This window comes from Alicyclobacillus fastidiosus, assembly GCF_026651875.1.
Taxonomy (GTDB): domain Bacteria; phylum Bacillota; class Bacilli; order Alicyclobacillales; family Alicyclobacillaceae; genus Alicyclobacillus; species Alicyclobacillus fastidiosus.
In genome coordinates this window covers 3,124,617-3,138,238 of record NZ_CP104067.1, presented here as the reverse complement: position 1 = coordinate 3,138,238, position 13,622 = coordinate 3,124,617, and the positions used below count along the sequence as shown (strand labels likewise).

Genomic DNA, 13,622 nt, shown 5'->3' with positions numbered 1-13,622 from the left:
GGTGAGTGACTGTGCTAAAAGGCATTCCGAGCATCATTTCCCCTGATATGATGAAAGTTTTGATGGAGATGGGGCATGGCGACGAAGTTGTATTGGCTGATGCAAACTTTCCAGCTGCCTCGTGTGCGCAGCGGCTTGTGAGATGTGATGGTCATCGTGTATCGGATCTCTTGGCGGCAATTTTACATTACTTCCCGCTGGATAGATCGGTGGATATGCCAGTCGTTTTAATGGCTGTTTCTGGGAATGAACCGATTCCAGATGTTTGGAAAGAATACAAGAGAACGATTCAATTACACGGTGAATTTAGAGGTTTTGAGTATATCGATAGGTTTTCGTTTTATGAACGAGCAAAGAGCGCGTATGCGATTATCGCCACGGGCGATCAGGCGCCCAAAGCAAATATTTTGTTGAAGAAGGGGGTAGTTAGGGAATGAAATATAAAACTCTTATTCTACCAACGAAGACTAGACTTAACGACGTTTGTTCACCCATGTGCCACGAATTGATTGATACTTATTGCCAACCAGTTTGGAATTATTTAGATCATGATTTAACCTCACAGGAAGTTATCAACCTTGTTGAGGATGTGGACATTATTTTGACCAGTTGGGGATCTCCAGTGATACATGAAGAGGTCCTATTACGGGCCAAACGGTTAAAAGCGATTGCCCATGCGGCTGGGTCTGTCAAGCAACTTGTCCCCCGATCGGCTTTTGAGCACGGAATTGTCGTGTTCTCGGCAGCTCCTCGAATCGCCCAATCGGTTGGGGAGTATTGTTTGGCGGCCCTGCTGAATCTGATGAACCGATTTAAGGATTTGGATCAAAATGTACGTACCTATCGATGGAAGGAAAAAGGTGTACGCCGCAATGAACTCGCACACAAACGTATTGGGTTAGTATCCGCCAGCTCAACTGCCCGCGCCTTTTTACAGTTTCTGAAACCGTTTCACTGCGAAGTGATTGTGTATGATCCTTACCTGCACGACGAGGAGGCACGTGAACTTGGAGTTAGCAAGGGAACACTTGAAGAGATATTTGCATGCGATGTGATTTCTCTTCATGCTCCATCTATTCCGGAAACTAAATATTTAATCACGGGAGATTTACTGAAGAGTATTCCTGAAGGCGCCATTTTCATAAATTCTTCTCGCACAACCATTCTTGATGAACATCTGTTGATAAAGGAATTGCAGACAGGGAGGTTTTACGCAGCTCTTGATGTGTACGAGACAGAGCCCTTGCTGGATTGTCACCCATTTGTATCAATGAACAACGTACTCTTAACTCCGCACGTGGCCGGTGATACGGTAGAAGGTCATCAGGACTTAATGTATGAAGTGCTCAAGGATGTAATCGGCTACTTGGAAGGTGAGCAGCCTAAGTACGCGTTGAATCCAGAAAAATGGGATACGATGGCGTGAGAGTTCGTTAATTTAAAGTATTATTTTGCGATTAAAATACAGTACTGGAACATCGTAGAGAAGTTAAGTTACGCTATAAAGGATTTACTACAAATATGAAGCAGAATCTCGTAATCGAAGCCCTATCAAACCTGAGACTACGGTGGTCAGGAAAGGAAACACGACCGTGGTGACAATTACCAATGGGCACGCGTTATTCGTTGCGAAAGAGCAATAAACTGCGTCTTTCTTGAGAATACCAGTGAGTTTTTGGGGGGGTGCACACGTGTTATATGGTATTTCTAAATTGATTTCTCCAGAGCTGATCAAAGTTTTAATGGAAATGGGCCATGGTGACGAGATTGTTTTGGCTGATGGGAATTTTCCTGCTATGAGTCATGGTGCTACGGTAATTCGGGCAGACGGGCACGGTATGGTTCCCCTCCTTGAAGAAATATTGAAACTATTCCCACTCGATGCATACGTGGAGAAACCTGCAGCATTGATGCAAGTTGTACAAGGGGATACGGTAGAGACACCAATTTGGGATCAATTTGTTTCGATTTTCAGACAACACACATCACTAACCGAACCATTTGAACACTTAGATAGATTTGCGTTTTACGAACGCGCTCGGAAAGCGTGTGCAGTGGTTGCAACTGGTGAAGGAGCGCAATACGCGAACATCATTCTGAAAAAGGGCGTTATTACCGAGTAGGTGCTACCTTGAAATCTCGCCTGGCTTTCTGCAAATCCTGGTGCAAGATTGAGGGGACAATTCATGCGCTCCATCAGCCAGAGCAAACCATTTCGGAACTGACGAATGGAGAATATCCTACCCTGGTATTTGATGCAACGGGGAATGCCAAGTCGATGAAGGATTCCATCCATTACGTTGCACATGGAGGCGGGATCGTGTACGTGCGATTGGTGCAGAATGACATTTCTTTCTCCGATCCGGGATTCCATAAGCGCGAGCTTACGCTTCTGGGGAGTTGAAACGTGACGACTGAGGATTTGACGCGGTCCTTCACGCAGTTAAGGAAGGACTGATGGATATTTATATTACGTACAGGATTCCCTTCGATGAGATTTTGGATAAATTTTCGGAAGTCACGTCGCACGAAGCAAATGCCATCAAGTGTATGATTGAGCTGTAACACTTTGAGTGGTGAACACGAATGAAGGTAAGGATTACCGAGTGAATATGATGGAGGTGGGTGGTGTGACATGGCACGGACTACCTTCATCAAGCAAAGCCACGAACCGATTGGTTCGTGGCTTTTACCTTTTTATAGGCTCCTTTGTTGACGGTTCGTGGAGGAGGTGGCGACGAAGAACATGCGGCATTCTCGGTTACTCATGGCGAGGTGAATCCTCAAAGCTCAACAGGCCGAAATCCCTGTAATTGACTGACGTGAAGCTACTTAACTGTTTGTTTATATTAAGTGAGACAAATATTCTGATAATGATATGTAAGATTCAAATACGTAATATTGTACGACTAAACGGTGATATCGCAGGTGGTAGATGACGGTGAATTCATTTATCATAAGTCCATCATCAATGGGTACGTACAAGGCGAAGGTGTGTGAGTGCGGAACAATGATTATATCAGAATGTTCCGTTCTCTATCCTCCTTATTTGTTCGTACATGTGAGGTTTTTTGTTAGCTTAGAAAGCGATTTCGAAAAGGGTCAGTGTGCGAAAAAGGGGGACGAAATGAATGAAGTATGTAAAGACGGCAGGTTGGGCGACATCTATTCTGTTGGCTGGTACTGTCACCCTTGTAAACGGTTGCGGAACTTCTAGTGGCTCTGGCGGCGGAGGTAGCAATTCATCCGGAAAGAAAATCACGCTGACCTTAATGGATTATTACACGAGTGGTCAGGGCGATACGGAGATGAATACCTTAATTTCCGAGTACGAAAAAGAAAATTCAAACGTAACCATCAACCGAACATCGGTTCCGGGCGGATCTTATCAGCAAAAAGTACTTCAAGAAGCGACTGCCAACTCTTTGCCGGATGTCTTAATGTTAGACAACCCAATGGTTCCGGACATTGCGAGCACGGGTGTACTTGTACCACTGACCACATTAGGACATATAGACACCAATAATTTTCCTAAAGGTTCCTTAAGTGAAGGTCTGTACAACAATTCTCTCTACGCTCTTCCGAATGGAAATAACACCATTGGGCTGTTTTACAATAAGAAAATGTTTCAACAGGCTGGAATCAAGCAACCTCCTCAGACATGGGCTCAATTAGTTACGGATGCTAAAAAATTGACAAATGGTTCTACGTATGGATTTGCCTTTTCTGGGGCGAGTGGTATAGGAAACGTTGCTTGGCAGACAGAGCCATTCTTCTGGACTGACGGTGGCGACCTAAAAAATAACATAGACTCAGCGGGAACAAAAAACACACTGAATTTACTCTTAACCATGGAAAAAGACGGATCGATGCCGCAAGACGTGGTCAATTGGAACCAACAGGATGTCCAAAATCAATTTCAGGAAGGCAAAGTCGCGATGGTCATCAATGGCCCGTGGATTGTTCCTTCGTTGCAACAGATCAGAGGATTGTCTTATGGCATTTCGACCATTCCAGTTCCAAAAGTCGGAGACACAGTGGTCAGCCCACTGGGAGGGGAAGTTTGGACGGTAACAAAACAGAATTCAAGCACAGAACAAGCAGCTTTCAAATTTATACAGTGGCTGGCGGATACAAAGCAGAATCAAATCGCGTGGAATACGGCTAATCAGACTATCCCGGCATACACACCGGCGATGGACGCAGTCGTCAGTAAGTACCCATACCTGAAGACGTTTGAGACGGAGGTAAAGACAGCGAGGGCGAGAACAGCTGACTTGGGAACAAACTATCCGAACGCGGTTAATATTTGGGGAACCGCCCTTCAATCCGTACTCACCGGAAAAGCAAGCGTTGACCAAGCACTGGCGACGGCAAAGAGCGCGACGCAGCAAATGTTGAGTTCTAGTTCTCAATAAGTAGTGATTAGATCTTATGAGTTCGTGCGACTTGATCGTACGAACTCTCTCACAATTTTGCGCGGGCGTTAGGTTTTTTCGCCCGGAGGGAAAGGGGTACAAGACAATCGTGTCTGCTGTAGTGACCAAGCAACAGGACGTGACGACTGCGCTGAAAGCAAAGAGAAGAAAAGGTCTTGGCTGGGGACCGTGGCTGTTCATACTTCCACTGATGGTGTACCTGGTACTGATGTTTGGATATCCACTCTACTACAGCCTAATTATTTCATTTAAAAATATGAACCAAATTACGATGATCAGCGGAAACGCGCATTTCATCGGCCTGAAGAATTATATCCAGGCGTGGTCTGGACAGCAGTTTTGGCATACGGTGGGGAATACGTTGGAATTCACCGCGCTCTCGATTGTATTCCAATTTTCGATAGGGTTAGGGCTAGCCATCCTGTTCAATCGCAAGTTTCCGGGAAGCAAGTTTCTTCGGTCAATGATCCTCGTTCCATGGCTGATTCCAGCACTGATCTCCGGAACGATATTCAAGTGGATGTTCGATGCGAACGACGGTATTGTCAATGAGGTGCTGCTGTCACTCCATATCATTCACCATCCGATCCCGTGGTTGTTGCACTCACAGCTTGCCATGCTGGTCATTATCGCGACAAATATTTGGGCTGGAATTCCGTTTAATATGGTCTTGATTTACAGCGGGCTACAGGATGTACCAGCTGAACTGTACGAGGCGGCTCAGTTAGATGGCGCGTCAAAGTGGAAGTCCTTTTGGCATATTACGATTCCTAGTGTACGCACGGTGTTTGCCATCGTTTTGATGTTGGGTCTAATTTACACATTAAAAGTATTTGACATTGTCATCTCGCTGACCGGCGGTGGACCGGCCAATTCTACGCAACTATTGTCTACGTGGTCCTATACGTTGTCCTTTACGAATCTGAATTTTGGTCAAGGGGCGGCAATTGCAAACGGAATGATGATTATTGCCTTAGTCTGTACCTTCTTTTATCTCTGGTTCAACAAAAAATCGCTCAAGTAGGAGGGATATTGCGATGACAGTTGCGCAAAAGCGTTGGGGACAGGGAATCTACTTCGTAGTCGCCTTGATATGCGTAGCTATTTTGGTGTTTCCAATGTACTGGATGATTGTTTCGTCATTGAAGACCAACATGCAGTTATTTGCGAGCAATCCGGCGTTCTATCCCCCGACGCCGCAATGGGGAGTGTATGGACAAGTACTGAGTTCACAATGGACGCACTTGGTGACGAGTTTAATCATCGCATTTGGAGTGGTGATTCTTTCACTCCTGATTGCGTCGCCAGCGGCGTTTGCCCTAGCGCACTTTCGACTCAAAGGCATCTCCATTCTGCTCTTGGCGCTATTAATTGTTCAAATGGTGCCCGGTGTTTCCCTTGCGAACGCATTGTTTGTCATTTTTCACAAATTAGGTCTTCTGAACAACTACTTTGGGATTATTCTGGCGGACTCGACCTACGCGGTGCCATTCTGTGTGCTTATCCTGCGAGCATTTATGCTATCGATTCCACATGAATTGATGGAATCCGCCTTCGTGGACGGAGGAAACAATTGGACCGCCTTTTTACGAATTGTACTACCGATTGCTAAACCCGCATTGGTGACAGCCTCATTGTTCGCCTTTCTGTTCTCCTGGGGAGACTTCTTGTTTGCGCTGACGATGACGACAAGCAACCGCATCGAGCCTGTGACATTGGCCGTCTTTCAGTATTCCGGACAGTATGGTAACCAATGGGGGCCGATGATGGCGTTTGCGGTTATCGCGTCGATTCCGGCAGCATTGATTCTCATTTTCTCTCAACGTTTTATCACCGCAGGGATCTCGAGCAGTGGTCTAAAGGGTTAATCACTGAGGATAAAGGTGCCCGAGTACCGAAAAGGTACTCGGTTTTTTGGTGTGTTTTGCGAGGAAATGTACGCCCCTACGCCCCGTAGTCGGTTGCGCACCAGACGAGGGTGGTGCACTGGAAGGCTATACTTGCTTCGATCCGACAAATAACCCCAGGCTCACGTCATTCGACGTAGCCTGAGGTTATCGCCCTCCAAGCGAATCTTCTTAATGTACCATTAGGTCCACCAAATTTCGCCAATACGTTCTTGAATCAGTAGCCCTTTTAGGAATTGCGCGGCCTTTTGGAAACCTTCGTTCACGGACATCAAGCTGTCTTCATGTTCGATACTGACAGCGCCTTTATAGCCGACCAGTTGCAACGCACTGATGATATCCCGCCAGACGTCTTCCCCGTGTCCATAGCCGACCGTGCGGAATATCCATGAACGGTTCATCTCATCTCGATAGGACTTCGTGTCGAGTACGCCGTTTAGCGAGGTGTTGTCTCGATAAATGGCGGTATCCTTCGCGTGGAAATGGTACAGTGCGTTTTCCTTCGCCAACTCTTTGATACATGCAACCGGATCCATCTGTTGCCAGAAGAGATGGCTCGGGTCAAAGTTGACACCGATGCTGTCACCGCAAGATTGGCGCAAGCGCAGAGAGGTCTCCGAATTGTACACGACAAATCCTGGATGCGGCTCAATGGCGACGCGAACCCCGTTCTCTCTCAGGAATTTGTCCTGTTCAGTCCAATATGGAATGACCTTCTCCGTCCATTGCCAATCGACCACTCTCGAAAAATCGTTCGGCCACGGGCAAGTGACCCATACAGGATTCTGTGAAGTCTCAGATTCCCCAGGACAACCGGCGAAGGTGACGACGTTCTCCACACCGAGTTCCGCTGCCAAACGAACGGCATTTTGAAAGTCCTCGTGAAAACGCTCTGCTTCGCTCCGAGTTTCATCTAAATAGCCTCCCCAGTCGTGATGGAATCCTCTGAGTTTAGTACTCGATTCGAACCTTCTTGCCGGTTTTGGCACTCTCAATGGCGCCAAACACCATGGCCACGCTCTTGATGTTGTCTTTGCTGTCGGTCTCCGCCGGTCTATCCTCGTCAATCGCGGCGAACATTTCGTCCAAACAGCCCCAATGTCCCTCTTGACCCTCCCATGTCATCGGGAGCTTGATCTTTTTGTATTCATGGATAAATGCGTGCGGTTTCGTCTCATCTACCACCTGGCACACGGGCGGATTCGTGCCGTCCCAACGAAGGGTTCCAAGACTGCCAATCACGCGCCAGTCGGATTCCCATGAGGTATTGAACCCTTCTGAAGACCAGGATCCACGATAAGTAAAGACGGATCCGTCGTTCATCTCAAAGAGACACACAGCTGACGCATTTCCCTGATACCACGAGCCTGGCATGTTGAATTCGTGACAGAAGACAGACACCGGATCCGCCCCGGAAATGAACCGTGCCTGGTCAAAAGTGTGAATCGCCATGTCTAGAATCAGTGGATTTGCCATGGCATCGCGAAAGCCTCCGAAGTGCGCGCCGATAAAGAAGTCCGCGTGAATCGCGCCGACTTTGCCAATCATCCCGCGCTGTATCCCGTCACGTACGGCCCGAATTTGCTGATTATAGCGCCGATTTTGCATGACAGTATAGCGTGAGCTTGACTGATTCGCCGCATGTAGAATCGCTCTCGCATCTTCCAGTGAAGCGCCCATCGGCTTTTCCCCAAGAATATGGCATCCCGCCGCGAGCGCTGTTTGCGCCACTTGGCGATGACTGTCGGGAATCGTCACATCACAGATTACATTCGGTTTCGTGACTTCAATAGCTTCTTCCAAATCTGAGAATACAGGAACCTCGAGTTGTCGACGTTCTGCCATGGACTTGGCAGCATCGATAAAAATGTCGACGAGTCCAACAACCTCCGTATCCGTTCGCAGTGCGAGGTAATCAAACCACTTGTTCGACATGCCACCACATCCGACGACCACCACGCGATATTTCGCCACTAAAATTCCCTCCTCATTTCGCAACAAATCAGCTAGGATTCGGAATGAAATCCCCACCGCGACAACGCTTGAGATAATTCAGACCATGGACTTGTCCGGTCATCTCGAGTGCGTCGCGATACACGGGATCGTGAAAGCCTTCGATGTCAATCGAACCCTCGTATCCACCATTGCGCAAAATTGAAATGACATCTGTCCAATTGGTGTCGCCGAAACCTGGGGTACGGTGCCAGACAAACTGTTTTGGTCCGTGAATGCCATGTTCTCGAACAACGTCCCACGCAATCGTCGCGTCCTTTCCGTGGACACTGAAAATCTTGCCCGTCTTGATCCACTTCTTTAATTGTGGAATGGGATCGATCAAGCTGACCATCTGGTGGCAAGGTTCCCACTGAAGTCCAATGTTATCGGCAGGCAAAGCCTCAAACATATGCGTCCAAGCCAACGGATTGTGCGCAATATTCCAGTCGCCATGTTCCCATGTACCGCCCATGTCGCAGTTTTCAAAGGCAATCCGCACACCTCTATCCTGTGCGCGCTTCGCCAACTCACCGAAAACTTCTGCATACTTGGGAAGCGAATCTTCAATGGCTCCAGGCATGCGTCCTGTGAATCCAGTGACGAGATCGGTCCCGAAGCTCCTCGCCTTGTCAATTAAACGTTCCCAACTCGCAAGCGTATCTGCGTTATCCCCGTGTCCGGTAAGCGGATTTCCGAAGATAGAAAGACTGGAAATCACCGCATCTGATTCAGACAGAATATTCTCCATCTGCCTGCTTAACTCGTCTAAATTCACCGTACCGGTTGTCTGCCAAAAGGTTAAACTAAACGATTCAAAGCCATGCTCCAGAATTTGCGGAATGACGCGTACAGCTTGATCCCCCTTGACCAACGTACCAATTCGGATCTGATTAACGCCGTCCATTTGCTTGATGATGACCACCTCCGATTAGAATCTATGGTATGACTGTTCGATGATAGGAACTATGTCAGGGTGTCACACGAATTCGCACAATTTTACGCTTTTCAATGTAAAATTGCTGTATACTGGCACATATCGCGTCGCAGGAATCGTCCTAGATGGAGGTGTCACAACAATGACCACCAGCAGTCCAATTCATGAGATCACGCCGATTCCCGACAAAACCTTTCCGATGAATACGTTTAGGTGCCAGAATTTTGAGCCCCACTGGCATGATCACCTGGAATGGGTCGTCATTCTTCGTGGTGCGTCACGATTTCAAGTAGACGGCGACTTTGTCGACATGCAGAAGGGTGAGCTGATGTTTGTCAATTCGAAGCAGGTTCATAGTGCGACACCGCTCACGGATGACACGGAAATGATTGCCGTGGTGTTCAACGACGTCCTGTTGAGAAATGCCGGTCTGGATTGCACCGATAATCGGTACTTTGGATCCCTTTTAAGCAACCGTTTACAATTGCCTAACTTCATTAAAATGGATGAACCACTCTGCCCAGATATTCGCCACTCACTTCTGGCCATCATCGATGAGTTTGAACATCATCGAACTGGATTCGAACTTTTTATTAAATCTGAATTTTATAGATTGTTTGGTGTGATCTTTCGCAACTATCCACCGGCGGGCGAAGCAAGGCGGCAAAGTCATGAGACGACACAGTTCACATCTTTATTAACCTTTCTACGCGAGCATTTTGCTGAAACCATTCAGTTACGGGAAGCAGCTCGAATGGTGAATATGAGTCCGAATTATTTTTGTCATATATTTAAGAAGTTAACAGGGAAGACCTTAGTCGAGTATTTACACATCTTACGTGTCATGAAGGCTGAACAACTATTGCTCGAAACCGACTTACCCATTACCACCATCGCTTGTGAAGTAGGCTTTAGTAACGTCACGTATTTTGGACGCATTTTTAAAAAATATAAGAACCGGATGCCGAGTGACTTGAGACGCCAAGAGGTGGACGTTCCAACAACGCATGTTATGTAACCGCCATTGTGCCTATCTATTTTGTTCAAGAAGATTGTGAGTCGACTGTCCAGGAATTAAACTAACGTAGCTCAAAGGACCACGATTGTTTTCGTGGTGGGGATGGTGGAACAAAGATATAGATGAAATTCAGCGGACAAAGGATGAACTGCTCTTAGAGCGTGCACAAGAAATTCTAGCAATTGAATTGTTTCATCGGCAGTTGTTAGTCCGTGCTAGTCATCAGAACTTCGAAGATCTTTTTCGCACTTTGATTGACGACGAGGGGCAGACACCCGGATTGATTGAAGATCGGTGTGATAGGTTAGGTTCGGCGCTTGACAGGTTACCTCTTATCATGCTTATAGGTATCCATGATAGAAGTCAAGTCCAGAGCGTGATCGACCCATTGATTGATTTAAGAACTGAATTTCCACCCGGTAGCGGGATTACGATATCGGCTCGACAAGATTACTGAGTTGTGCTTAATCGACTGGAGCAATATGAATGATCGAGTAAATCTTTGGGTGGCACTCACGATTCATTTCTCGTTACACAACGGTTTCTAGAAATGGAGGTTGAAATCAATGGGGTGGGTAGCACTGCAAAGGAGGAGGGCTCGAGTGATGAGATTAGCGCAACGACTACGTTTGCAGTCCGCTCATATAAGAGAGATGGAATTAAAAAAACTTCAAGTGATACACCAGGTAACTGACCTGGAAGAAGTAGATAAAACCACGAATGCTGGTTCAAACCAAGGGCATTGACTGGTGAATAAAGAGCATAAGAAAGCGATTCTAACCTAGGGAAGTGGTTTCAATGAGTACCATGAATATAGGAACTGAAAAGTTTTCTATTCGGATGGAGCCCAGTGGGGTAGAAGTCCGCTGCGGATCAGAGCAGACCGTTTTAGACGCCGCGATTCGGAGTGGGATGTCGGTTCCATACGGTTGTCGCCATGGTAATTGCTCGTCCTGCAAAGCGAAGGTTGTCGATGGGGATTACGAATTAATGAATCGTGTTTCCGAGTTCGCCTTGATGGAGTTTGAACGACAAGAAGGATACATTTTAATGTGCAGTACTATGCCGCGTAGTGACATGATCATGGAAGTCGAGGAGGATGAAGAACCGGGATTGCAATTATTTCCGGTTCGTGATTTTAGTGGGGAAGTTGTTAGTAATGAGAGAGTGACTCCAGATTCGGCGGACGTCGTAAGTGGCTCAGGTCCGTTTGGACGTATGCAATTACGTTCATTAGATAACGACATCGTGTTTGTTGCAGGTGGTTCCGGTCTTGCACCTATCAAAGCCCTTCTTGAGTCTGCTTTTGCTCAGGGATTCACCCGGCAAGCTTGGCTATTCTACGGAGCTCGTACGACCAAAGATCTTTATTTAACAGAACACTGGTTTGATTGGGAAACTCGGAGTTCGTAGCTCATCGATTTACTATGATGAGTTCTAATAGTCTCAAGAAATCGGGTAGAGGCTGTCCCAAAGTGAAAATCGCTAGATGGATGGCCCGTTTTGTTTTGGTAAAAAGGTGTGATTCATAGTGTTCCTTCTCAGGTGCCTGAGTGCACAGACTGGGACAAAAGGACAAGTGGTCAAACATTCAATCGATGATGTGCATATATAAAGCGTCTTCATAATAGTTTGGTATTGTACTTTTGTTTTTGGGCTTTTACCGTTGGAATCGCTTTTCAAATCAAGACCATCACCCGCAATAAAATTGTTAACAAAAATGTTGGCTGGATTGCGGATGTTAAAGCACAATTCAACCAACGGGCAATCGCGATTCCGAAGAGGTTTACCTACGCAGTGATGATAGGGTGTCTGTGCTAATCGATAAGTAAATGAGGTGGCTAAGTTGAGTTGTCGCAAGAGTCTTGAAATCGAGGGAGTTACGCACGGGAAAACGCTCATTCCACAAGGTGCGAAAATTGGGCCTTTCGTATTCTCCTCAGCCATTGCCGGGGTTGATCCGTCTACCGGAACGATTCCGGAGGATCCTGGACAGCAGGTTCAACTTGTCTTCCAACACGTTCGTCACTTTATGGAGGGCGCCGGCGGCAGTCCGGAAGATATCGGTAGAATGACCGTGTATCTCGAGAATGAGGAGTTGCGCCACTTGGTGAATGAAGAATGGGTGAAGATGTTTCCCAATCCGGAAAGCCGGCCAGCGAGACATTCTACGGTGACGCACTTGCGAAACGGGGCAGTCGTGCAAGTTGAAATTACTGCCGTCGTTCGCGAGTAGGTTCATCGATCTCGCTGTTTGGGGTTACGCGGGATGCCTATATCCAGCCTGGTTAGAAAGCGCATTCATTCGAACTTAAGTCGGAGGATTCATCATAAGGAGGGGTACCATGGCTAAAATCGTGCTAGGAATTGGCTCGTCTCATAGCCCACAGGTCAGCAGTCCATCAGATGTCTGGGCCATGCATGCCGAACGGGATCGCGAAAATCCGGATACGCAGTACGAGGCGCGAGAGCGTGAACTCTCCCATGTTCTTCAGGATCAGCTATCACCCGAACTATGGCAGCAAAAGTACGAACAATGTCAGGTCGCTGTTGAGCATTTGAATAAGGTCATTCAGGACGTGCATCCGGATGTCTTGGTCGTGATTGGAGATGACCAAGAAGAGCTGTTCTGGGATGAGGTGAAGCCGACGTTCGCCGTGTTTTGGGGTTCGGAAATTAAGGATCTACCCCACAAGTTAGAAGAGTTACACCCGTCCTTAAGGCCGGTCATATGGGCGTGGCATACAACGGACGAACCTGTTCACTACGCTACTGAGGGCGACCTCGGTAGACACATCCTTGAGTGCATGGTGACCGAGGGATTTGACGTCGCTCAAAGTAAAACGCAACTGGAAAATCGCTCTTTAGGTCATGCGTACACATTCGTCAAACGTCGTTTGGCACCGCAAAAAGACATTCCCATGGTCCCTGTGTTTGTCAATTGCTTCTTTCAACCCAATCAACCTACTCCTGCCCGCTGCTATGAATTCGGTCGAGCGCTGAGACGGGCCATCGAGTCGTGGGACCCAGACAAAACCGTTGCCATTATTGGATCCGGCGGCTTAAGCCACTTCAAGCTGGATGAGAAGTTGGACGAACTTGTCATCCAGGGACTCAAGAACAAAGACGCAGATATCCTGAAGACCTTGCCGAGGGAAAAATTGGAGGGGGCCTCTGGGGAAATTTTGAACTGGATCGTTGCTGCGGGCGCATTGGAACATCTGAATCTACAGTATTTGGATTATGTTTCTGGCTATCGTTCGCCTGCTGGAACGGGCGTAGGGATGACGTTCGCAGTCTGGCAATAGGAAGTCAAAGGGCGAGTAGGG

General features: G+C 47.3%; 17 protein-coding genes. 14 read left to right on the top strand and 3 right to left on the bottom strand.

Translation table 11 applies throughout. From position 1 onward, the window contains the following. Window positions 1–11: 11 nt before the first annotated feature. The 7 genes from NZD89_RS15600 to NZD89_RS15570 all read left to right on the top strand — a co-directional run bounded on the left by NZD89_RS15600 (window position 12) and on the right by NZD89_RS15570 (window position 6,307). Complete coding sequence (locus tag NZD89_RS15600) at window positions 12–437, top strand: RbsD/FucU family protein (RefSeq protein ID WP_268003727.1); 426 nt, start codon at window positions 12–14, stop codon at window positions 435–437. After that, window positions 434–1,426, top strand: a complete 993-nt coding sequence (locus NZD89_RS15595; RefSeq protein ID WP_268003726.1) for a hydroxyacid dehydrogenase — start codon at window positions 434–436, stop codon at window positions 1,424–1,426. The genes NZD89_RS15600 and NZD89_RS15595 overlap by 4 nt, the downstream gene beginning before the upstream one ends. 265 nt (window positions 1,427–1,691) lie before the next feature. Beyond that, window positions 1,692–2,123, top strand: a complete 432-nt coding sequence (gene fucU, locus NZD89_RS15590) for an L-fucose mutarotase (protein ID WP_268003725.1) — start codon at window positions 1,692–1,694, stop codon at window positions 2,121–2,123. A gap of 8 nt (window positions 2,124–2,131) precedes the next feature. Beyond that, window positions 2,132–2,404, top strand: a complete 273-nt coding sequence (locus NZD89_RS15585) for a zinc-binding dehydrogenase (protein WP_268003724.1) — start codon at window positions 2,132–2,134, stop codon at window positions 2,402–2,404. A gap of 727 nt (window positions 2,405–3,131) precedes the next feature. Next, a complete protein-coding gene (locus tag NZD89_RS15580) occupies window positions 3,132–4,418 on the top strand; it encodes an ABC transporter substrate-binding protein (protein WP_268003723.1) in 1,287 nt (428 codons plus the stop codon). Window positions 4,419–4,527: 109 nt separating this feature from the next. Next, a complete protein-coding gene (locus NZD89_RS15575) occupies window positions 4,528–5,463 on the top strand; it encodes a carbohydrate ABC transporter permease (protein ID WP_268003722.1) in 936 nt (311 codons plus the stop codon). A 13-nt stretch (window positions 5,464–5,476) separates the two neighbouring features. Beyond that, a complete protein-coding gene (locus tag NZD89_RS15570; RefSeq protein ID WP_268003721.1) occupies window positions 5,477–6,307 on the top strand; it encodes a carbohydrate ABC transporter permease in 831 nt (276 codons plus the stop codon). A gap of 221 nt (window positions 6,308–6,528) precedes the next feature. Here NZD89_RS15570 and NZD89_RS15565 read toward each other — a convergent pair whose 3' ends face one another. From NZD89_RS15565 to NZD89_RS15555, 3 genes are read right to left on the bottom strand one after another with little or no spacing between them, the layout of a single operon-like run. Continuing rightward, on the bottom strand, window positions 6,529–7,335 hold the full coding sequence (locus NZD89_RS15565; protein WP_268003720.1) for a sugar phosphate isomerase/epimerase family protein: 807 nt from the start codon (window positions 7,333–7,335) through the stop codon (window positions 6,529–6,531). Then, the gene (locus NZD89_RS15560; RefSeq protein WP_268003719.1) at window positions 7,298–8,320 is read right to left on the bottom strand and encodes a Gfo/Idh/MocA family protein; all 1,023 of its coding nucleotides are present in this window, start codon (window positions 8,318–8,320) and stop codon (window positions 7,298–7,300) included. Before NZD89_RS15560 ends, NZD89_RS15565 begins: the two co-directional genes overlap by 38 nt. A gap of 28 nt (window positions 8,321–8,348) precedes the next feature. Beyond that, window positions 8,349–9,245: a sugar phosphate isomerase/epimerase family protein gene (locus NZD89_RS15555; protein WP_268003718.1), complete on the bottom strand. Its 897-nt coding sequence runs from the start codon at window positions 9,243–9,245 to the stop codon at window positions 8,349–8,351. A 172-nt stretch (window positions 9,246–9,417) separates the two neighbouring features. Between NZD89_RS15555 and NZD89_RS15550 the strand changes: the two genes are divergently transcribed. The 7 genes from NZD89_RS15550 to NZD89_RS15525 all read left to right on the top strand — a co-directional run bounded on the left by NZD89_RS15550 (window position 9,418) and on the right by NZD89_RS15525 (window position 13,601). Beyond that, window positions 9,418–10,293, top strand: coding sequence for a helix-turn-helix domain-containing protein (locus NZD89_RS15550; RefSeq protein ID WP_268003717.1), 876 nt, complete (start codon window positions 9,418–9,420; stop codon window positions 10,291–10,293). 85 nt (window positions 10,294–10,378) lie between these two features. Then, window positions 10,379–10,750, top strand: a complete 372-nt coding sequence (locus NZD89_RS15545; RefSeq protein ID WP_268003716.1) for a hypothetical protein — start codon at window positions 10,379–10,381, stop codon at window positions 10,748–10,750. Window position 10,751: 1 nt separating this feature from the next. Beyond that, on the top strand, window positions 10,752–10,841 hold the full coding sequence (locus tag NZD89_RS29665; RefSeq protein WP_369125198.1) for a hypothetical protein: 90 nt from the start codon (window positions 10,752–10,754) through the stop codon (window positions 10,839–10,841). 54 nt (window positions 10,842–10,895) lie between these two features. Then, window positions 10,896–11,039 carry a hypothetical protein gene (locus tag NZD89_RS15540; protein ID WP_268003715.1) on the top strand — a complete coding sequence of 48 codons (144 nt, stop codon included), beginning with the start codon at window positions 10,896–10,898 and terminating at the stop codon, window positions 11,037–11,039. Between the two features lie 52 nt (window positions 11,040–11,091). Continuing rightward, window positions 11,092–11,706, top strand: coding sequence for a 2Fe-2S iron-sulfur cluster-binding protein (locus NZD89_RS15535; protein WP_268003714.1), 615 nt, complete (start codon window positions 11,092–11,094; stop codon window positions 11,704–11,706). A gap of 433 nt (window positions 11,707–12,139) precedes the next feature. After that, window positions 12,140–12,529, top strand: coding sequence for a RidA family protein (locus NZD89_RS15530; RefSeq protein ID WP_268003713.1), 390 nt, complete (start codon window positions 12,140–12,142; stop codon window positions 12,527–12,529). A gap of 109 nt (window positions 12,530–12,638) precedes the next feature. After that, a complete protein-coding gene (locus tag NZD89_RS15525; RefSeq protein WP_268003712.1) occupies window positions 12,639–13,601 on the top strand; it encodes a DODA-type extradiol aromatic ring-opening family dioxygenase in 963 nt (320 codons plus the stop codon). The last annotated feature ends 21 nt before the right edge of the window (window positions 13,602–13,622 follow it).